This is a genomic window from Pseudoalteromonas marina (assembly GCF_000238335.3).
Lineage (GTDB): Bacteria > Pseudomonadota > Gammaproteobacteria > Enterobacterales > Alteromonadaceae > Pseudoalteromonas > Pseudoalteromonas marina.
The window spans coordinates 1,833,614-1,856,289 of the sequence record NZ_AHCB03000005.1; the positions used below are offsets into that span (position 1 = coordinate 1,833,614).

The following is a 22,676-nucleotide window of genomic DNA, read 5'->3' on the forward strand; positions in this document are numbered from 1 at the left end:
AAAAGTGCAGCTTAATTAAGCTGCACATTTAACGTTTATGGGATCACATTATAAATTAATGCAGAAGCACTCGTTGTGTTTGAGTTTTTAATATAACGGTAGTTCTTTTTCCAAAACCACGACCCTGTTGTTTGATCAAATGTATTAAAGCCAACATTTTGTCCGTCGACATTAATGTTATTCATAGCAATGGTTACATTACCTTTACGCTGAGCATTATGAATTTCATTATGGCTGTAGCTGTCACTCATCATCATAGGGTAATGGTTAGGCATAAAACTATTTACCGCATCACTTTGTGATTTTAATCGACCATCAGTATCAATACTGCTGCTACAGCTACCAAATGACCGTGCAGAGCTTGCACCACATGATGAGTGCGACGCAACAACCGAATCATCATTACCTTTTAAAAATGCGCCAGTGATCCCTAAGTATTCATTACCGTCGGCAACAAAACGTAAACGAGGTGTACGCGCATCTGGGAATGGAGATATTTTACGCGCATTATTTACTTTTAAATCGTGTAAAACGCCAACCGCTTCGGTAACATCGCTTCCTAGCCACCATCTAAGTGCAGCATCTATAGCAAAATTCCACGATGCACCTGTAAGTGCGCTTACAGCAACATCAGCAAGTTCACTACCGCCACCAGCACCGGCTAAATCAAATGTAGCAACAATATTGAGTGGAGAAAGCCCTGCGTTTTCTAACCAGTTTGCTTGGTTATCAATAATATGGCGAGCAATTAAATCCCCTGTAGAGTGTGTCACTAATACACAGCCATCAGCACATAAGTTTGAGCGAGATAACTGCTTTAATTTAGGCCAAACCCAATCTGTTGCTATTTTACCTTCAACACGCTCGTAGGCAGGCCAATCAATTCGTTCATCTGCTCTGTTATTCCAATACGACTGCCAATATGTTTCGCCATCATTTACAACGTCGCTACCTGATTTATTGGTTATTTGAGATACCTGCAAACCATGAATTAATATTATTTTGTGATCTTTACTTGCAGCTGAAAAACTCATTAGCATAGCAAGGCATGCGCCCACTATATGCTGAGGTTTTATCCACTTGTGTGTGTGTGTGTTGTTCATAAAATTCCTTAATGTGTGTGTTAAATATTATTAGTTAAGGTATTCATTATTAATGTCTTTTATTACTGATCTTCAATATTAATTAAGCATTACAGGGAATAACCTGACTCTAGTATCAGCGAGTTATAACTCTATTTTACCTGCCTTTAGTAATGTACTTAGTTAAGCAAATTAGTCTGACTGATCAGTCCAGACAATGACCAGTATTAGGAACAAAGAACAAAAATGCAACAATTTATTATCATTTATATAGGATCAAAACAAAATTTATTTTTAATCAACAACTTAAAAATTGTCTTTTTTGGAATTATATGGTGGGTTTGTGAAAAATATAGCTGAGGAGTGCAATCTATTTTGCCAAGCCTAAACGTGGTTTAGGCTTGGCAAAAATTTTTAACTGACTTTATTGACCTTTAAGTTCGCTTGTAAATTGCCCTATAGCATTTACAACTTCTTGAGCACCATTTTGTATTTCACTCATAACATTGCCCGACTCTTTAGATAAAGCTAAGCCTTGCTCTGCTTTTTCTTTCCCTTTTTCGATTACATCAACCGTGTTTTGGGTTTGCGATTGGTTACGCTGTACAACTTCAACAATTTCCTCTGTTGCTTTAGATGTACGTGATGCGAGTAAACGAACCTCGTCTGCTACAACGGCAAACCCCCGACCTTGCTCACCAGCACGGGCGGCCTCAATAGCTGCATTGAGTGCAAGTAAATTAGTTTGCTCAGCAATACTGCTAATGCTTTGCACAATGCTCGCTATTTGTTGAGATTGTTGATCCAATGCAGAGATTTCGCTGGCCGCTTGCTCCATATTTATAGCAAGCTCTGTCATAACAGCCACTGTGTCTTTAATTACTTCAGCGCCTTGTTCTGCTTTTTTATCTGTTTGTGTTGAGGTGCTGTAGGCAATTTCGGCGGCTTGAGAAATCGCAATTTCTCGGTTTACTTGCTCCGTAATGACAGTCGCAAACTTCATTACTTTATAAAGCTTTCCGGCATCATTAGAAATAGGATTGTAAGAGGCCTCTAACCAGACAATGTTCCCATGTTTATCAACACGTTTAAATCGAGACGCTATAAACTGTCCTTGCCTGAGTTTTGACCAAAAGGCCTGATACTCTTGTGATTCTGACTCTTCGCGCTCACAAAAAATACGGTGATGTTGGCCTAATATTTCTTTTTCTTTGTAGCCCATTGCATCTAAAAATTGCTGATTAGCCTTTAATGCATGTCCTTCTAAATCAAATTCAATAACCGCCATTGATCGGTAAATCGCCTTGATTGTGTCACTTTGCTCACGCGATGCTGAAATTGTTTTGGTTAATACAGTACAAAAAATAGAAAAATATAAAAGCTGATCTTGTTCTCCTTTTACAGGGTGAACAATTAAACGTAACCACTCAACTTGACCATCTTGGCGAATAAATTGTAACGCGCCCCCCCAATGGCCCTCTTTTTTAATCGCTTTTTGTAAGCTTTTGTACTCGTCAGAGTGCTGGGAATGTTCAGAAATAATATCTACAAGCGGAGTATTAATAATATGATTTTCTCGATAGCCCAGCATATTAAGGAGCTGCTCGTTTGCGTGGGAAATTCGTCCGTCATAAAGAATATTAATTACTAGCATTTCACGATTAAGGCCTTCCCATACTTGTTGTAGTGGGTAAAGCTCTGCTTTTAAAGATGCTATTTCGTTTTGTTTACTATTAGAAAAAAACATTAATATCCTTACTAATACTCAAGGTATGAAATTTATAAATGCAGAGGCTAATTTATCTACGTGATAAATGAAATTTGCCCTAGCGTTAAATAATTTGCTTAAAGTTCAACCAAAACCAAGACTTTTACATGGTAAAGTAAATACTTAACACACATTTGGGACCATTTATTACTTTAATATAGCCTCCATATAAGTCAAACTTTACAACGGGCTATTTTACTAAAATCACTGTTTAAGCCCCATTTACGCTTTTAAATGCAGTAATAGTGCAGGTAATAACGTTTCTATGCACTGGGCGTTTTCTTCATATTGGTGACTTACACGTACCCAACCGTCTGTTCCCATTATTTGTAGCGAGGTTATTTCTACGCTATCGATGTTTTCGTATTGGGTGCACCACAGCCCTTTTACTCTAAATATGCCAGAACTTGTAGTAATGCGATTTATTGTAAATGAGGTTTTCATAAGGTTATTTCACTTGTAACCGCTCATATAAACCAGATGAGCGCGATACAGTTTTATTCATTGCTAACTGCAGTACCTTTTTATCGGCAACTAACTCAAAAGTATGTTTAGCACGGGTAATTCCGGTATAAACAAGCTGGCGATTAACCCCAACACTTGCCTGCTGTAATGGCGGTAAAACCATTGCGGTATAGCTAAATTCTGACCCTTGAGACTTATGTATTGTCATTGCAAACACTTTGTCGTGTGCGGGTAAACGAGCCGGTGAAAATGCACGTTTGCTGCCCTGCTCGTCGATAAATATAGCCTTAAGCTGCCCAGCTTCATCATTCATTAAAATACCAATATCGCCATTAAAGAGCTTTAATTGGTAATCGTTTTGGCTCACCATTATGGGCATACCACTATAGTGGCGCTGGTTTGGGGTTACGTTTATTAAACCCTGTTGCTGCAGGGTGCGTTCGATGCGTTGATTCAAATTATTAACGCCGTAGTCGCCCTCTTTTACTGCGGCCAGTAATTGATAACCTGCAAACGCAGCATGCACTTTGGCTACACTCTCACCTTGGGCAATTAAATTTAAATAGTGTGCATAATGTTTGGCTGCTCGATTTACTAGGTTTTCTATTGGTTTACCTATAAAGTCGTAATCCAAAATAACATCACTAAAACGCCCTTCAACACTTTCCTGCTCTACATAATTTAATAAGCCACTATTATTTGTATTAACTGCCAATGCTAGTTGCCCTATGCCACTTTTAGCGTCAAAGCGGTAACTGCGTTGTAAAAAGGCAATGCAATCGGCTAGTTTAAATAGGCTATTTCCCTGCGATATTAATGTAGGCTGATCATCAAAACAAAGCGCATTTAGTTCATCACACCGCTGCTTTGAGTAGTTTGGTGTGCGCCCAAGTGCAAGCCCTTGGCACAAATCGCTCATAACGCTGCCTGTATCAACCGAGGCAAGCTGGTCTTTATCACCAAGCAATATTAATCGAGCATGAGCAGGCAAAGCTTCTATTAATTTCGCCATTAGCGATAAATCCACCATGCTTGCTTCATCAATAATTAACACATCTAAGTGCAGAGGATTGCTTTGAGTGTGTCTAAATTTATTAGTAAAAGGTTTTACCCCCAATAAGCGATGAATAGTTTGCGCGGTGTCAGGGATTAGCGCTTTTATATCGTCGGGTATACTACTTAGCTGATTTTTAGCCCCTAAAATAGACTCACTTAGCCTTGCCGCAGCTTTACCCGTCGGTGCCACCAGCTTTATGCTTAATGTCGCTGCTTTGTAAAGCGATTGCAATATAGCCAGCAACTTAGTTACTGTGGTTGTTTTACCTGTTCCTGGCCCACCGGTTATTACACTAAACCCTTTAGTTGCTGCAATGGCGCACGCCACTTTTTGCCAGTCAACGTCGGCCACGGGTGGCTCTGGGAAATAATGTTGCAATAAAGCAGTAAGAGTTTGACTATCAATATTAAGCGCTCGCTCACTCATGGCTAATAGCCGCTCTGCAAGTATGTGCTCGTAAGCTGCCAAACGCGAAAAATAAAGGCGTTGGTCAAATAACTGAAGTGGTTTGGCATCCCCAACGCTTTGATGATTTTGTAAGTAGGTTAACGCGGTTTGTTGGTTAAACCCTTGCAAAAATGGGCTATACGTAGTGGGAATATTTCCTTCAACTTTATTAAAGTCGCTCTGGCGTAAATTAAATGGATTGGACCAATCTATGGTGTTTAATGTTAAGCAACTGTGCTGGCTTTGTTGGGCTATACATAACAATAATACAATATAAAACAGCTCATTATGTGTTCTTTCATCCGTATTTGAGAGTAACTGCGCAAGTTTTACATCAACGACGCGTATTCTATTTTCGCCCAGTAAATAATCCAGTAACGGCACTTCGGTAACCACACTATTAGATATTGCCTGTTGCTCATGCGCTAAAGGCGCCTGTTCAACGTCGTCTTCTAGCGCGTCAAATAAACCCGGCTGTTGATTTAACTCACTCATAGCATGGCTCCTTGGCTAAATAAGCCATCTAAGATAGTTACTTGCTCTAGTGTTAATTGATTAAAGAAAACACCTTGCCCTGCTGGCATGCCACGTAAAAAGGTGTAATACACGCCCCCTAAGTGACGCTCAATTGAGTAGTCACTAATGCGTTGCTTTAATAGCCTATGCAGCGCTACGGTATATATTAAATACTGTAAATGGTATTGATGGCTGCTCATGGCTTGCTCTAGCTGCTCGGGTTCATAATCTTTAGGCGTATTACCTAAGTAATTAGATTTATAATCTAAAATATAATATTTCCCTTGGTAGCAAAATATTAAATCCACAAAGCCTTTTAAAAGCCCTTTAACATGAGAAAAATCCAGCTTACTTTGTACAAAGCCAAAATGTTTAATTAGCATTTCGTTAAGCTTGGGGGCACTTAAACTGGTCAGCGGTAAATTAAACTCCATTTCGACTAAGCAGTCACTGGGCGCTAGCTTACTTAAACTTAAATCAGTTTGAGCATTCAATGGGCAATTAAGTACATCGAGCACCCACTGCTGGGCAATTGGCTGCCATGTGTCGCTAATGTGATATTTTTCAAAGGCCCGTTTAATTACCTGTGACAAATTTTGCTCGCTGTTTGTAGGGTGAACAACTGGACTTGTAAAATCAATTTGTTCAAAAATTTCGTGTAAACAGCTTCCTGGTTTTGCCCCTTTAGGAAAACTAAAAGGTGAAGGGAGTTCGTCTTGTTGAACGGCAAACTCGTCTTTCTCGTGATCTTCATCGCTTCGCCCTGGGGCTAATTCATCGCTGTGCTTTTTAAAACTCAATGCACTAAAGCTGGTTGCACGCCAATCTCGTTCTATGTGCGCCTTACTATTTTTTACACTCAGAATTTGCTGAGCAGCCTCGGTATTAGCAAACTGTAAGGTTCCCTGTTGGCGTAATTCTTCAGAGGTAAATTGTTGATAACACATAAATGTGTGCTTGTCGCAAAACTCACTTAAATGTGTTCGCCATATTTGGCTGCTTGAAATTTCGAGCTCTGAGAACAGCACATGCCCAAGCGCACTACTTTGAATTGCTAACCGACTACTTTGCCCTTGCCCTATGTTATAAACACCCAGCGCACAAAAATGCACTGCGCGCGTAAGCGCTACATACAATAAACGTAAATCTTCGGCTAAGCGCTCTTTTTCAGCCTGCTGGAGTGCGTCTTCATTCTTACTTAAATCATAAATAAGTTTGCCATTTTTATGATAAAGCGCTTCTTTAGTTTCACGATAACCACTGGCAAACGGCATAAATACCAATGGATATTCGAGCCCTTTTGAAGCATGCATTGTCACAATCTTAACTAAGTTTGCATCACTTTCTAAACGCACCTGTACGGTTTCGCCATCTTGTTGACTCACCTTTTGCGCAAACCAGCGCAGTAGGCGTAATGTGCCTTCAAGCTCAATTTGTTTTTGCTGTAATATTTCACCAAGGTGTCTAAAGTCGGTAAGCCACCGCTCCACGTTGTAGCCTAAACCTTGCCATTTAGCACTTAACTGATTATGACTTAGTAATCGCTCAAGCATGGCCATTGCCCCTTGCTTATGCCAAATATGGCTAAGCTGAGCAAAAAAGTTTAAGTGCTCTTGCCAAGCGTTTTCGTTATCGGCAAGTGCGTATACATCGTTATAACTTAAACAAAATAACGGTCCTGCGAGCACACCACGAAGTAATGACTCGTCATATTGACCATGTAATGCAGTTAAAAAATTAAGTAAATGATGGCTTAACTCTTGGCTAAACACGCTGTCGCGGGATAGATACACACTGGCAATTTTAGCCTCGCTCAAAGCCTTTTTCATTATTTGCGCTTCAACGCGGTCACGCACCAAAATACATATGTCTGCCGCACTTATTGGCGTTTTACCTATGCACGCTGTGCCTTGTTTAGCGCGTTCTAACAAAGTGACTATTTTATTCGCAAAGTAAGTGGCTAGGTGTGCTTGCCCTAATCCTTTACTGGTGGGTTTATTTTTTTCATCGGCGGCTTCATCTACAAACACATTAAATTCAAAGGCGTTGGCCGGTTTACCATCAATTAAAAACGATTCATCTGCTTTTTTACCCTTAGCGCTCACTTTGTTAAACGGGATAACATCGTTATAAATAAAACTGTTGTCGTGTTTGCTAAATAAACTATTTACGCTGTTTACTATATCGCTGCTTGAGCGAAAATTTGTGCCCAGTGTAAATTGTTGAGGCTCGTCTACCGCCTTTTTTGCGCCTATATACGTAAATATATCTGCGCCTCTAAAACCGTAAATAGCTTGTTTAGGATCGCCTATCATGGCAAGTGTAGTATTGGCTTGGCCATAAATGTGACTAAAAATACCATACTGAATCGGATCGGTGTCTTGAAACTCATCTATCATAGCAACCGGAAATAACTGCGCAATCTTTTGCGCAAGCACATCACCTTGCTCATTATTAAGTGCAGTGTATAAATTAGTGAGTAAGTCGTCGGGGGTGATCACACTTTGCTCTTGCTTGCGCTTAACAATGGCTGATTTTACCCAGCGTGCAGCTTCTTGTACCAACGCTATTTTTAAACCTTGGTTCATGGTGTTGTTAAGCGCTGATAAGGTGTCAAACTGACTTAATAATGGATGCGTAAACAAAGGCTGATTTTTTTTATAGTTAGTGGTGTCACTTAAGTTCTCGGTACTCCATATTTCAAACGAATACTTATTGGTACCAAACTCAAAAAACACGTCACCGCTTGCACAAAATGCATCAAGCGCTGCAAGGCTTGCTTTGCGAGCGGGGGTTTTAGCACCACTTAGGCCGGAGCCTTTAATAGCATCAGTAAATGCGTGTTCTTGGCAATCTTTTTTAAACTGTGGGATGAGAGCTAGGTATTCATCACGAGCTTGCCATACATCATCTAAGTTTATTTGCGGTGTTATGTGCGCATTGGCTTTATTTAAAATACTGGCTACTTGTGAAAATAAAGACTCGGGTGCTGCAAATACATCTAAAATAGCATCGGTTCTGTCTTCACTCAGTGGATAAACAAACGAACGCCAGAAGTCTTTTATTGTTTCGAGCAGTATGTCGCGCTCGTCTAAAATAAACTCTAAATTAAATGCCACACCTGATTCAAACGCATGTTGCTTTAACATTCGCTGACAAAAGCCATGAATCGTAAATATAGCGGCTTCATCCATCGATTTTGCGGCAGCGTCCAGTAAATCAAAGGCTCTATGTTTGTCATCTACTGCGGCAATTACGCCTTCAATTAACTCATCGTTTGGGGTTTGCCCAAGTAATGCATCTCTGGCTGCAATAATACGGTTACGCACACGGTCTTTGATTTCTTGAGTAGCAGCGTCGGTAAACGTTACTACCAAAATCTGTTCTACACTTAAAGGAGCATTAAGCTCACCCGGTATTTGCATGCCAAGTAAATAGCGTAAATATAACCCGGTAATAGTATACGTTTTACCCGTACCGGCACTGGCTTCTATTAAACTTTGCCCTTTGAGTGGCATAGTAAGTGGATTAAGCGCTTGCATGGTCGCTCTCCTTAGCATGCTCATATAACGGCGCGAGTAGCTTTTCGCTCCAGCTAATAAACTCGTCTTGGCAGTCGTTAAGTGATTGCACCGTTAATCTAATGTAGGGGTTTTCACCTTCACCTCGGCCTATGTATTGCGGACTAAATTTATTCATCGCTTTTGCCATATCGCCACCCGTTTTTATGTATTCGTATCCACTTACCGGATAAAACGCCACAGGCTCTTTACGCAGTGCTTTATATAATTCAAACCAATCTGCCAAAATTAAATCAGCGTCTGCTTTGCCCATAGGCGCAAAGCTAATTTGTTTATCAAGCCCAAGTAATAACGTTTCGAGGTTATGCCCCAAACTTTGTGCCACAAGGTGATAAATAAAGCCTCTAATCATGTCTTTGGCTTTAATACTGGCGCTGCGGTAAAACACCTGCTTTTGCATAAAAATATGGTTAAGCCAGCCCTGGATTTGTGTTCCTTGAATATTAAACGACACCTCTATAGGCTCACTTTTACCCGCTTTTATTTGCTCTTTCACCTGCCCTGCAAGCGCGTCAACGCGGTGTTGCATGCTTTGTAAAACTAAATTTCCCACATTCGCTTGCGGTAACTCGCCGCGTTGCAAAATTTGCTCAGTACTCATTGGCGTATCGTTAATTGTGGCTTCTAATATTTCGTCTAAATAAAAGTAACGGCGCAGCGCATCAATACTAAATGGCTCTTCATCTTTTGCTACTTCGTTAAATTGCGGCAAGCGTAAACCCAAGGTTTGATTGTAAAAACTTTCTTGTGCGCTGCAAACACTGCGTATAAATACATCAAGCTCTAACTGTTCAGGTGGTTTTACATCAAGTGCGCTAACTGGCTCTGGTAATATGGGCTCATTTGGCAACCAAATTGGGTTATAACTGTGATCATTAAGCACGGTACTATTTTTATTATCTTGGTAGTAGTGGCTATTAAACGGTTGCAAGTGTTGCTGGCTAATCAAACATGCAGGTAATGCTTTAGATGAGTCGTCACCCAGCGTAAAACTACGCCCTATGTATTCTAATAACTCGCTCACTAGGGTTGATGGCATACGAGGTTGGTTATCAAAACAGGAACGGCCAATATAGCTCATGTAAAGATTTTCACGGGCGCTAAGTAGCGCCTCTAAAAATAGGTAACGGTCATCTAATTTTCGTGATCGGTCACCTTTTTGTTTTTTAGAGTGTGGTACTAAATCAAACCCAATAGGCTGCACATTACGTGGGTAGTCAGCGTCGTTTAAACCTAGCATGCACACTACTTTAAATGGCACGGCGCGCATGGGCATAAGCGTACAAAAATTTACTTGCCCCACTAAAAACCGCTGACCGACGCCTTTTTCTTGTATACCCTGTTTTATTAAATAGCTAACTATGCGCTGCGACACCGCTTGATTGTAGTCGCCGTTATCGTGATGCTTTTGAATATCTTCAAGCACTTTTTGCAGCACTAATAAATCCCAACTGTCGTCGCTTTCACTCTCGTAAACAGCGCCAAGTAGCTCGCTTAAAATTTGCGCCTTATTAGTGAGGGTGTCGTCGGGGGTAAGCTTGGCTTTAAAGTTTTGAAGCACATCGATAAAGTCTACCAGTTTATTAAGCGTATCAAGCGCCATTCCTTCTACTTCGTCGGCGCTGTAAATACCATTAAATGGGCATTGCTCGTCGCGCATGGCAATACCCAGTAATAAACGGTTTAAACCATGCTGCCATGTATTTAGTTCAATGGCGGGTAAATCAAAACTGTGTTTATGTTCGGCATTGATGCCCCATTTAACACCTACGCGTTCAAGCCAGTATTGTATTTGTTCGTACTCGTGCGCTTCAAGGCCAAACTTTTCAGCTATTTGAGTTACTTGGAGTAAATCTAAAATATCTGATACGCCAAACCGCGAGAACGGTAAGTTAGCTAAGCTGGCAAACGAGCTTAGTACTGGTTTTTCTTGCTCTATGGCTAAATCAGCTAACGCGTAGGGAATATAGCGGCTGCCTTGCGCACCACCAAATACAGCTTCTATATAGGGGCTGTATGTGCCTACATCGGGCATCATTACAATAATGTCTTTTGGGGTAAGCGCAGGGTTTTGGTTAAACAAATTAAGTAAGTAGTCGTGTAATCGCTCAACTTCTCTAAGCGGTGTATGGCAGTCACTAAGGGTAATACTGATATCGTTTGCACTTACTGGTAATTTACCTTCATCGTTTATAAACCATTCTTTGTTATCGGTAAGCGACTCCCCTTTAAACGCAAGCTGATAAATTTCGCTTTGCACTTGCCCAAGTAATGTAGTGTCAAAAGCATCTATAAAGCCATCAATCCAACGGGCATCAAGTTGCACTAGCTGTTCAAAATAATCGCGACCTAACTTCCCCCACGACGATAAAAGTGGGTTACCTATAAAGTAATAGTCTTCATCTGGGTTAGATTGTTTTTTTTGCTGCGCTTCCACCAGCGGCATTTTGGCGTATTTAGCGTTTATTTTAGCCGCTGTTTTTTCGTCAATTATGTCACCCCAGTAATGCTCACTCGGGTTAAAAAAGAATAAAAACACCTCTGTTTTTTTGCTCAATGCTTCAAACACATCAAGCTGAGAATTGGCAATGGCTGATATACCAAATAAACTAATGCGTTTGGGTAATAAGCTGTTGTCCATATTTTCCAACGCAGCAAGTAATTGCCCCTGCATATTTGCGCGGTGAAATTGGCTTTGGCCGAGCGCTTTGCTTAATTTTACAATTCGGCGCCATAAATCAGGCTGCCATGGTGCAATGGTGACATCTACGTCATCGAGTTCATCATTGCCGCTATCCCAAGTTGCTATCCAATGCGGTCGATACATTAGGTATTGATCGTACACATCGGCTATTTTTTCACATAGAGCAAAGGTTTTTTGGCCATCAATATCGCCCTCTAAGTAGGTTTTTAGGGGTAAATAAAGCGGTTCGTCAATACAAGTGGGTAAAATTGAAAATAATTTCCATGCAAGGTTAGGTTTGTTAAAGGCCGACTCTTTAGGCACATTAGGTAATAGCTGCTGGTATAGTTGCCAAATGAAACTCGATGGCAACGGAAAATCAACCTGAGCAGCCACACCTAAATGCTCACTCAAGCCAATTTTTAGCCACTGCGACATACCCGGAGATTGCACCAGCACCACTTCTTTATCGAACGGGCTTTGCAATGGGCTTACCTTTAACAGTTGATGAAACTGTGCTTGCAGGGCTTCCATACGGTTTGATTGAATAATATTGAGCATACGACACTGTCCTTACTTGAAGTAAAACCAGTGTAAGATATTTTCAATTATAGGGGTAGCAATAAGGGGAAAATGACGTTAATAAAACAGCAAGTTAGAAGGTAGTTAAACAAAAAATAAACGCACAGAACTTACTTTAATCACTTTTTAATCACTGTGCGTTTATTATTTATATCGCGCTTTATTTATAAGGGCTAATACTTGAAAGGCCAAAGTTACTTTGCATAATGACCTTGCCGTCAATCCCTTTGAGTTTTAATGAGATAGCTGGGTCGGCTTGTTTCCAATCAATGCTTAAATCACCATAGTTTACATTGTGCGTGTAATCGCCCACGCGATGCTTATTTGGGCTGACGTCTTTCCATTTTTCAGTCAAACCTGAGCTGGTCATTTCAATAAGCGGATAATCTAGGTTTTGATCGTATTTAGATATTTCCCCCCAGTGTGTATCGCCACTAATGATCACCACGCCATTTACTTTATGTTTTTTAATTAACGTAAATAAACGATTTCGATCCTCTGGAAAGTTTGCCCATGACTCCCAGCCTGTAAAATCAGGCAATAACTGCAAGCTTGATGCAATAAGCTTAATAGCAGCAGGTTTTTTAAGCTCGCGCTCAAGCCACTGCCATTGCGCTTCACCTAGCATTGATGCGCCTTTTACTTCTGTTGGGCTATATGGGCCTTGGTTGTTTAATTTACGCTTGGTGTAATATTCAAGCTCGCTTACATGATTAAGTGTGTCACGGTTCCAACGTAAATCGGGCATAATCACTTGCACCGTTTGCTCGCCTTCACCATACATATACGAGGTATAAATACCTTCTGAGCGTGTTCTACGCTCTGTGTTTTTAGGCTCGCCCCAAAAGTCGAGCATAATTTGTCGCGATTCTTCTTTGTGAGGGTATTCTTTTCCTGCATCGTTTTGACCAAAGTCGTGATCGTCCCACATTGCAATAATAGGTGTGTTTTCTTTTAGGGTTTTAAAGCCGGGTTTTGCACCTAGTTTTTGATATTTATCAGCAAGCACTGACATGTCATTGGTGTCGCCGTAAATATTGTCGCCTAAAAATATAAACAGATCGCCCTGCTCTTTGTTTATGGTGTCGAATATTGGGATATCTTTGTCTTGATGCCCGCACGAGCCAAACAATATTTTTGATGGTGCAGCCATCGCGCTTGCACTAACAACCAACGCAAGCGTTGAATATAAAATAGGGTTTAATAACATTTTCATTTTAAAATCTCTTTAATAGCGGGTGCCATATTGGGGTTAATTGTATGTGGTTGCTGACCAAGTGCCGCAAGCACTGTAGCGGCAATTTGCGCTTGTTTAACATTTTTAATTTTTATTAGGCCATTTCCTTTAATGGCAGGGCCAATTGCGCCAAGCCAAATATGCTCCGAACCAACAATTCCCTCTGGGAATGCCCTTTTACCTTGCACTGAATTGGCTAAGGCCTGTTTAGAGCTGTGGTGTTGCCAATCGCTTGCATGACTCCCTCGGCCGTGGTCAGTAGTAATAATAAGCGTTGTTTTGTTTTTATAACCTGGGGTACTTTGAATGGTTTGCCATAAGTCTTTTAAAAATGCATCGCTTTGTTTGGCTGATTTTAAGTAAGCATCGTAATGACCATCGTGAGCAAAATCATCTGTTTCACCTAAGCTAATTACCAGCAACTTGGGTTGTTTAGCCAACATGTAGGCTTTGGCAAAACGGTAGGTAAAACTGTCTAATCGAACATTTGTCCACGGGCTGGGGATTTCTTTTTGCAGTGCATTTAAAAGTGGCGCATCGGCAAATAAATCCTCTGCAATAGGCATAAACCCTGCATTTACATATACGTTACTGCGCTTGGTGTTTACAATGTATGGAAACACATCCCAGCTACCAAATAACGCGGTGCTGTTTTTAAATTCAGCTTGCGCGTCTAAACGCTCTAAAATAGTTTTATTTGGGTTATACACTTTATCGTTACTGTTAATATTTTCATCTACTTCGCCACTTAAGATTTCGTTATAACCGGGATACGAAAAATACCACGGATTACTAACCGACATTGTAGATCCCTTTGTTCTGTCGCCAATAATCACGCCTTGTTTAGCCACTACTTGCGTTAAAAAAGGCATTAATAATTGCTGACGCTTGTTTGAATTTTCATCCCAAAATTCATTACTTAAATCGCTCGGCTGTTTAACAAAGTCTTTATTACTAATAAGGTTTTTATCAGCACCACTAAATACTTCTTGCCAGCGCACGCCATCAAGGGTTACAAGCACAACGTTTGCGTCATCCGCACACACAGAACTGGCAAGTAAAATAAAGCTCGCCGATAATACTTTTAATATTTTATGCATGAATTTTACACCTCACGTTAAATAAAAAGCCCATCAAAGTGACGGGCTTATATTTACGTAATTGATTGGTTAAAACGTAGCTGTAAAGGTAACTGCCGCAGTGCGAGGCGAGCCTATAAAGTAAGTTGAACCATTACCTGTGCCGCCAGCTAAGTAGCTTTCATCTGTTACGTTATAAACAACAAAAGCAATATCGATAGCTTTAAATGGCCCTGCATCAACTTGTGCTGCGTAACCCGCATTTAAATCAAGCACAGTGTAGCTATCTACGTCGCCACGCTCACCGGTATATTTAGCCGACAAACCAAAGCGAAAATCGCCACTGTAATAATCGGTAGAAAGCACAAATAAGTCATCCACTGAGTCTATAACCTTATCACCCGCTTCAAAACCTGGCGCATCACCTTTGTACTCTGAGTTATTATTTGTATACGAGCTGTAAAAACTCCACTCAGGGCTAAGCATGTAACTTGCTGAAAGCTCTAGACCTTGTGATTCAATACCGCCTACATTTAAGTAAGAGCCATTAGTACCAATGGTATAGTCAATGCCGCCAGTATCACTGCCAGGTGCAATAAAGGTAATACGGTTATCAAACTCAATTGAATAAGCTGTAGCGGTGAGTTTAAGAGCATCATTTTGGTAACGAACACCTAAGTCAATATTTTCAGCTGTTTCTGGTTCTATGGCTGATAAATCAGAGCTGTCGCGCTCAAGCACACCATCTTTTATAGCTGCAAAATTTTCGCTATAACTAGTAAATAGCTCTGTTGAGTTATTTAACTGGTACACAATACCACCACTAAACAGTATATCTGAGTCACTGTTTACTTTTGCAGTGGTTGCATTTTGGTAATGATCAAACTTTTCAATATCAACGAGGTATTTTTTAACACCTACGTTAAGCGTTAAATCGCCAAATGCCATTGAATCTTGTGCGTACCATTTTAGCGTATCGGCTTCAAAGGTATTTTTATATTGAGTCCAGTAAGGCGTGCTGTCGTAGTGGTGATAAATACGTGCATCTATCACTTTGTGCCAATCGCGCGATTCGTCGCGGTCACTTTGTTCATACCAAAAGCCCGCTTCTATGTCGTGCATACCAAATGTAGCGGCATAATGGGCTGTTACGCCTAAGCGATCTTTATTGTAATGAGTATGACGATACGACATAACCGGTGTTGCTCCTGCATCGTAACACGCAGGGTTTAACCCCGGGCCAGATTCCCATGGCCAGCTTAAGCTAGCTGTACAATCTGCGTTGGGTGCAAGCGGATTACCTTCACTGTCGGTAAAACCGTAAGACCCTGCATTTGAGCCACCTTCGGTTGTTGGGTTACCATTTTCATCAACTGGGGTTGTTAGGTAAGGTGGGATCCAATCGCCACGTCCTGAATTTTTATGATAATAAGGGCTAACAGTAAGTAATGACGTTGGCGAAATAGCGTATTCAAACTTTAAATACGCTAACGTATTTTCGCGAAGTGTACCCCAACCTTCTGCAAACATTTGGTCAAAATGCGGCACACCCGTCCAATTCCACGTTAGTTGATCCCAGTCTGGTGTTTGCTCAAATTGGGCTAGACTCACGCTGTTGTAATTTGTTTCGCTTACGTCGTCGTATGATATACGACCGGTAATGGTTAAATCCGTTAATGTAGTAACAAATTTAGCTTCAGCGTGTTGGTTATCTTTACCACCATTGCTACCCGAACCAATCCAACGGCTAGTATCAGTTTGTGAGTAACTAACGTAAGCTTGGGTGTTATCAAACAATGTACCCGTTTCGTGTTTTAAGTAATATCGTGTAGCATCGTGACTGCCCGACGTGTAAGCAAAAGTAGTGCTTTTTTCAAGGCTTGGTGCTTTACTGACAAAGTTAAATGTACCGCCAAGTGCTTCAAGTGAAGCCGATTTAATATCAGACGTACCTTGACCGACTTCAACGGTTGCAAGGTTTTCAGAGTCTAAGTAGCGATTTGCTTTTGCACCGCCGCCATAGTTAGAGCCACCATTAGGAATGCCATCAACTGTCATACCTAACTGTTGCTGATTCCCGTCAATACTAAAACCACGCATCGTAATTGTGGTAGACCAATCGTCACCGCCAAATGCATCACCTTCATTTATGCTAATGCCTGGCAAATTATCAATGACTGACAACACACTTGAAACCGTGCTTTGCTGCTCTAACATGGCAGGTTCAATCACATTATTAGCGTAACTGGTTGGCTTTGCCACAACCGTTACTTCTTCAATAGTGGTTTCGTCGTTAGCATAAGCAGATGTTGATACCGCCATGGCAATGGCCATGCTCAAAATCGATTTACTCTTTAAAGCGTACATTGTTGTCCCGTTTGATTTTATTAATGGTTTATTATGAAAACGGGCACAGTATGATTTTTAAATATGACAATAACGCTTTGTTTTATTGACATAAAGATTAAAAAAATATGAGAAAATAATGGCGAAAATATGTAAAAAAAAAGACACTTAATAAAGCTATTAAGTGTCTTTTTTTTTAATTACTACAAATTACTTAAGCTCAGCAAGCATCTCGTCGCTGTAAGGCACTAACTCTTCGCCGTTTGATACTTTACTAATATAATCTGGGTTTGCAATTAGCGGGCGGCCAATCGCAATTAAATCAAACTTACCTTCATTAATTGCTGCTTTAGCTGACTCAAAGCTATAGCTACCAACACCAACAAGTACTCCTTTGTATCCCGCACGTAAAAACGCTGATGTAGTTTTGCCTTCTAGCGATTCGAATGTTGTGCTGTCGTCAAAAATACCACCGTGCAAGTAAGCAAGGTTTCGTTTTTCAAGTTCAGGTAGTAAGTAGTCAAATACCGCTTTGTCGCGGTTATCTTCACTCATATTAAAGTAGGCGCCAGGTGTTACACGCAGTGCTGTACGCTCGTTACCTACTGCAGCAATAACTGCATCAGTAACCTCAAGTGCAAAGCGAGCCATGTTTTGCGGTGTTTGGCCGTACTCGTCTTCACGTACATTGGCTTCATAATGTAAAAATTGATCAATTAAATAGCCGTTTGCGCCATGAATTTCTACACCATCAAAACCGGCTTCAATTGCGTTTTCGGCGGCTTTGGCAAAATCTGCAATTAACGATTTAATATCGTCAATTGTCGCGGCTTTTGGCGTGATGTAAGTCAGTTCACGCATGCGGGGTACCGAACCTTCTACGCCAATTGCTGAAGGTGCGAGTACTTCACCATCAAAAAAATGAGGGTGCGCTACACGGCCAACATGCCAAAGTTGAGCAAACATTTTACCACCATTTGCATGCACAGCGTCGGTCACTTTTTTCCAACCTTGAATTTGCTCGCGTGTAAACAAACCAGGCGTAGTTGGGTAACCTTGCCCGTCTGGGCGAATAATTGTCGCTTCGCTAATAATAAGACCTGTGTCTGCGCGGCGAGCATAATACTCAACCATATCTTGCGTTGGCACTAAATTTTCATCAGCCATACAACGTGTAAGCGGTGCCATTAATACACGATTTTTAAGCTCAATCGTGTCATTTAATCGATATGGTGTAAGTAAATCTGTGTTCATTTTATAAATCCTTGATTAAGTGTATGCATACTAAGTGCGGCCATTTAGGCAACATTCAAGATCAATTTTGAATGTTTGCTCAAAATATACTGACTAACCCATAAAACAGATCTAAATAACAAAAATTAATTGTGAAGTTTTCAACACGATGTCACATAACTCGATATACTTGTACGCTATAAATATAAATTGACCGCAACAAAAGTGAGCCCATCATGACACGCGTAAATGCAACCGAAGAACACGACGTAATTTTAGGCCTTGGAGCCAAAAAGCGTCTCGCTTTTATGTTTGAAACCGTACAACAGTACAAGCAAGTATGGATTTTAAATGACGACGACGGCTGTGTAATGCTTACTAACGAAGATGACGATTGTGTGCCTGTATGGCCTACACGAGAATTTGCACAAGCATGGGCAACGGGCGACTGGGAAGGATGCACACCTAAAGCAATCCCTACTAATGATTGGTTCAGCCGATGGACACCTGGCCTTGAAGAAGACGACTTACTTATTGCCGTATTCCCGACAGAGGAAGACGACGGCACTATTTTATTTCCTGATGAATTTGAAAGGCAACTAAAAGCACCAAAGAAAAAATACTAAGTAACTAGCATAACTTTATTTAGTTTATAAACGCGGCTTTACAATAGCCGCGTTTTTTATACCTGCTTTCTAAAATTTAAATATGCCTGAGTGATTGCTTTAGCATCTTCAACTTGCGGATAGTGCCCAAGCTCAGCAAAGCCTTGTGTGCGGGCATTAGGTATTATTTTTTCATACTGTTCGAGCATGTGTTTCCCTGATATTGGGTCTTGCTCACCTGCAATAAATATAACCGGTATATCGCTATTAATAATTGCAGTAACCCAGCGCTGCTCGTTTTGCTTTCGCTGTGTAATGTAATTAATTAACTTTGGCATAACACGTAAACCATTATTGTGATTTAAAAGCGCCCAAAGCGTATCTATAACTACAGGTGCGGGTGGCGTGTTTGCACCAAATATGGAGGTTAAATTTTTGGCAAACTTTTGCTTACTCATTAGCTTAGGGACTATCCAGCCCAGCTTTGAAAGTAACAACTTTTGTATAAATAACGGTTTATGTGCTTGAGGAAACAACCCGCCATTCAAAAAGCACACACTGTGTATATGTACTTCACTTTGATTAGCCACTTGCCTCGCTAATAGCTCTTGGGCAACGGTATCGCCATAGTCGTGGGCAAGTATATGTACATTACTTATATTTAAACGCTGTAAAAAATGTGTGTATAAATCAGCTTGCTCTGCAATTTTATAATCCGCTTTTGAAGGCTTATCCGAAAGCCCAAAACCAAGCATATCAAGTGTCACTAAAAAGTAGTGTTTACTGAGTTCATCCCACATACCTTCCCAATCCCAGCTTGCACTTGGAAAACCGTGAATTAAAACAAGCGCGGGGTTATGTGTATTCCCTGCCGTTTTAGTAAAAATTTGATGCCCGTTTATATTTATAAATTGACCGCTTAATTGCCATTGTGAAAGTGAGTACATGTTATGAACCAAAACTTTTGTATTTAATTGTTGTAACACAATTACCCATAAACTTCGAAAAATCACCAGCAAGCTTTAACGCATAGATTAAAAGAAAGCCTTTTTCATTACAAAAATACCTATAAATACGGTATTAACTGAGAACCCACGCTAAATAAAAGTATTAAGCAACGTACTATTTAACAAAGAATTTAGTTAATTATTAGCTTGTAACTTAACTATTAAATGCTATATTCAAAGCTCTTAGGTAATAATACAGTCTCAAAAAATACCATACAAAAGGATTGCTAAATGGCTTTGCAAAGTAGAGCTAATAAAGGGGTGCGATTAAGTACTTTACTTCAGGTTGTAATCCTCACTACAGGTATTGTTTTAACTTACTTTCAACAAATTCAGCATCAACAAACCTTAGACTCAAAAGTAACAGCTGCGCTAAATAGCAAGTTAACCAGTTTATCCGTAGGTATAAATAACAGAATGGAGTTATATCAATACGGGTTATTTGGCCTCAAAGGGTTTATACAGGGTATTGGAATAGAAAATTTAAACTACACCGCAATTAAGAGTTATTCAAACGCAAGAGATTACGCCCAAGAGTTTCCTGGTGCTAACGGCGTTGGGTACATAAAAAAAGTAACACATAACGAACTTGCCGAGTTTATAAATAAAGCACAAAGCGAACGCCCCGATAGCCTATTTAATTTTAAAACACTTACTGAAAATAAAAATGATCATTTTGTGATCCAATATATTTTTCCTGAAAGTGGTAATAAACAAGCAATAGGGTTAGATATTGGCTCAGAAACTATTCGTAAACGTGCAGCATTAAGCGCAGTTTTTGCAGATAATGCGCAATTATCTGCACCTATTACGTTAGTCCAAGCAGATCAGAAAGCTCACCATGGTTTTTTGATTCTATTACCTATTTATAAGAGTAAGATCACTCCTACATCTAACGATGAACGCCTTGAAGCACTGCATGGCTGGGCATACTCCCCTTTGCTTATAGACAATATTTTAAACTCATTATTTGATATTGATGAAAACTACTTAACCATTAGCGATCTCAACGATGCAACCGATGTGGCCTTTTTTACATACGGCAATCCAGCAAATAACACTGAATTTAAAGTATCCACTGTGACTAAAGTGATTGGTCGTGAGTGGCAAATAACGTTGCATGGCTCTTACGCGTTTGTAGAAAACCTGCATTTGCCCTATCAGTATCAAGCACTCGTGAATGGTATTTTTTTAACACTCATTGCTATGTTAATTGTGCTTGCAATACAGTTACAATTTTTTCGAAAAGCCCAAAAAGAAAATTTAAGACGTGAAGCCGAACAAGCACATAAAAATATTCTTGAACAAGCCAATTTAAAACTAGAAACCGATGTAAAACTGCGAACTCAGCAAATAGCTGATATTAGTATGTTACAGCGTAGTATTTTAGACAGTGCTAGCTACTCTATTATAGCTACCGACATAAACGGTTTAATCACCGAGTTTAACCCTGCCGCAGAGAAGTTACTGGGCTACAAGGCATTTGATGTAGTGGGTAAAAAAACCTGTGGCATATTTCATTTAGAAACAGAACTGATAAGCAAAGCAAAACAACTGAGTATTGAGCTCAATAAAATAGTGAGTCCTGGATTTGAAACATTAATTGTAAAAGCAACCCCCACAGAACCCGATGTTAATCAATGGACCTATGTAGACTCTAAAGGTAGGCATATTCAAGTGAGCTTAAGTGTTACGTCGCTATTGAATAACAGAGCTCAAGTTGTTGGTTTTTTAGGCATTGCGTTTGATTTAACCCAGCAAATAAAACACGAGCACGCGCTTGCTCATGCAAAGGAACTCGCAGAGCAAAGCTCTAAGACTAAATCTGAATTTTTAGCAAACATGAGCCATGAAATACGTACACCCATGAATGGTATTTTAGGTACTCTGCAGTTACTGCAAGAGCAACCGATGAATGATAAATCAACAGACTACTTAAAAAAAGCACTCTACTCTACTCGCTCATTAACCACTATTATTAACGATATACTGGATTTTTCTAAAATCGAAGCCGGTAAACTTTCTCTTGAGCAGAAGGTGTTTGAGCTGGACGAATTAATTCATCATTTAGAGTCTGATTTATTAGTACCTGCCCAAGAAAAGAATATTTATCTAAAATTTAAATCAACGATTCATCATAAATACTGGCGTGGTGATGCTGTAAGAATAAGGCAGGTGTTTTTAAACATAATATACAACGCAATTAAGTTTACACACAAAGGAGGTGTAACGGTTGAGTTTAAACTAACTGACGATGAACAAGTTTGCGCTATTGTTTCAGACACAGGTATTGGTATTCCAAAAAATGTTGTAAACAGGCTCTTTGAGAGATTTGAACAAGCAGAGTCTTCAACCACGCGTGAATATGGTGGAACAGGGCTTGGATTGCCAATTACGAAGTCGCTTATAAACCTTATGGACGGTGACATAAAAGTAACAAGCGAAGAAGGTGTTGGTAGCCAGTTTTATATATACCTACCGTTAGAACAAGCTGACAACATACCAAGCAATGATAATACTGAAAATTTAGATTTTCCCGATCTAAGTAATAAAGTTATTTTGATTGCTGAAGATAATAAAATTAACCAAATAATTGTGAGCTCTTTTCTTGAGCCTACAGGTGCTAAATTAGTCATTGCTAATAATGGTTATGAAGCAATAGACTTATACAAAAAGCTATCACCTCATATAATTTTAATGGACATACAAATGCCAAAAATGGATGGCTTTGAAGCGTGTAAAGCCATAAAAAGGATAGATGCATCACAAACAGTCATTGCACTTACAGCCAATGTGCTCTCTGAACAAAAGCAACTTTATGAACAGTTTTTTGATGGGTACGTATCAAAACCTATTGAAAAACAAAAACTAATAAACGCATTACATATTAAAAATAGCTAAAGCCGAAATACCTTAAAAACTGACATATTGGGTATTAAATGGTTATATAAATACTTATAAAGTATTTTTTACATAAGCACATAAGCA

Annotated in this window: 13 protein-coding genes; 2 read left to right on the top strand and 11 right to left on the bottom strand. The window is 39.9% G+C overall.

Going from position 1 to position 22,676, the window contains the following annotated elements:
* Window positions 1-35 precede the first annotated feature (35 nt).
* The 10 genes from PMAN_RS08455 to PMAN_RS08500 form a co-directional block, all read right to left on the bottom strand.
* Window positions 36-1,103 (bottom strand): hypothetical protein, encoded by a 1,068-nt coding sequence (locus PMAN_RS08455; RefSeq protein ID WP_010557284.1) that lies wholly within the window; start codon window positions 1,101-1,103, stop codon window positions 36-38.
* A gap of 403 nt (window positions 1,104-1,506) precedes the next feature.
* Window positions 1,507-2,829, bottom strand: coding sequence for a methyl-accepting chemotaxis protein (locus tag PMAN_RS19215; protein WP_010557283.1), 1,323 nt, complete (start codon window positions 2,827-2,829; stop codon window positions 1,507-1,509).
* A gap of 243 nt (window positions 2,830-3,072) precedes the next feature.
* Window positions 3,073-3,294 carry a hypothetical protein gene (locus tag PMAN_RS08465; protein ID WP_010557282.1) on the bottom strand — a complete coding sequence of 74 codons (222 nt, stop codon included), beginning with the start codon at window positions 3,292-3,294 and terminating at the stop codon, window positions 3,073-3,075.
* 4 nt (window positions 3,295-3,298) lie between these two features.
* Window positions 3,299-5,314 carry an exodeoxyribonuclease V subunit alpha gene (recD, locus tag PMAN_RS08470; protein ID WP_010557281.1) on the bottom strand — a complete coding sequence of 672 codons (2,016 nt, stop codon included), beginning with the start codon at window positions 5,312-5,314 and terminating at the stop codon, window positions 3,299-3,301.
* Window positions 5,311-8,877 carry an exodeoxyribonuclease V subunit beta gene (gene recB / locus PMAN_RS08475; RefSeq protein WP_010557280.1) on the bottom strand — a complete coding sequence of 1,189 codons (3,567 nt, stop codon included), beginning with the start codon at window positions 8,875-8,877 and terminating at the stop codon, window positions 5,311-5,313. The genes recD and recB overlap by 4 nt, the downstream gene beginning before the upstream one ends.
* Complete coding sequence (recC, locus tag PMAN_RS08480; RefSeq protein WP_010557279.1) at window positions 8,864-12,160, bottom strand: exodeoxyribonuclease V subunit gamma; 3,297 nt, start codon at window positions 12,158-12,160, stop codon at window positions 8,864-8,866. The genes recB and recC overlap by 14 nt, the downstream gene beginning before the upstream one ends.
* A gap of 181 nt (window positions 12,161-12,341) precedes the next feature.
* On the bottom strand, window positions 12,342-13,397 hold the full coding sequence (locus tag PMAN_RS08485) for an alkaline phosphatase D family protein (RefSeq protein WP_010557278.1): 1,056 nt from the start codon (window positions 13,395-13,397) through the stop codon (window positions 12,342-12,344).
* Window positions 13,394-14,518 carry an alkaline phosphatase family protein gene (locus tag PMAN_RS08490; protein WP_010557277.1) on the bottom strand — a complete coding sequence of 375 codons (1,125 nt, stop codon included), beginning with the start codon at window positions 14,516-14,518 and terminating at the stop codon, window positions 13,394-13,396. The genes PMAN_RS08485 and PMAN_RS08490 overlap by 4 nt, the downstream gene beginning before the upstream one ends.
* Window positions 14,519-14,587: 69 nt before the next feature.
* Window positions 14,588-16,864: a TonB-dependent receptor domain-containing protein gene (locus PMAN_RS08495; protein ID WP_033035895.1), complete on the bottom strand. Its 2,277-nt coding sequence runs from the start codon at window positions 16,862-16,864 to the stop codon at window positions 14,588-14,590.
* Window positions 16,865-17,053: 189 nt separating this feature from the next.
* On the bottom strand, window positions 17,054-18,097 hold the full coding sequence (locus tag PMAN_RS08500) for an alkene reductase (protein WP_010557275.1): 1,044 nt from the start codon (window positions 18,095-18,097) through the stop codon (window positions 17,054-17,056).
* 215 nt (window positions 18,098-18,312) lie between these two features.
* Between PMAN_RS08500 and PMAN_RS08505 the strand changes: the two genes are divergently transcribed.
* Entirely contained in the window at window positions 18,313-18,702 is a 390-nt protein-coding gene (locus tag PMAN_RS08505) for a DUF2750 domain-containing protein (protein ID WP_010557274.1), read from the top strand.
* A gap of 56 nt (window positions 18,703-18,758) precedes the next feature.
* On the opposite strand, the gene PMAN_RS08510 is transcribed toward PMAN_RS08505, so the two are convergent.
* The gene (locus PMAN_RS08510; RefSeq protein WP_033035914.1) at window positions 18,759-19,628 is read right to left on the bottom strand and encodes an alpha/beta fold hydrolase; all 870 of its coding nucleotides are present in this window, start codon (window positions 19,626-19,628) and stop codon (window positions 18,759-18,761) included.
* Between the two features lie 291 nt (window positions 19,629-19,919).
* On the opposite strand from PMAN_RS08510, the gene PMAN_RS08515 reads away from it, so the two are divergent.
* A complete protein-coding gene (locus tag PMAN_RS08515; protein ID WP_010557272.1) occupies window positions 19,920-22,589 on the top strand; it encodes a CHASE domain-containing protein in 2,670 nt (889 codons plus the stop codon).
* Window positions 22,590-22,676: the final 87 nt, after the last annotated feature.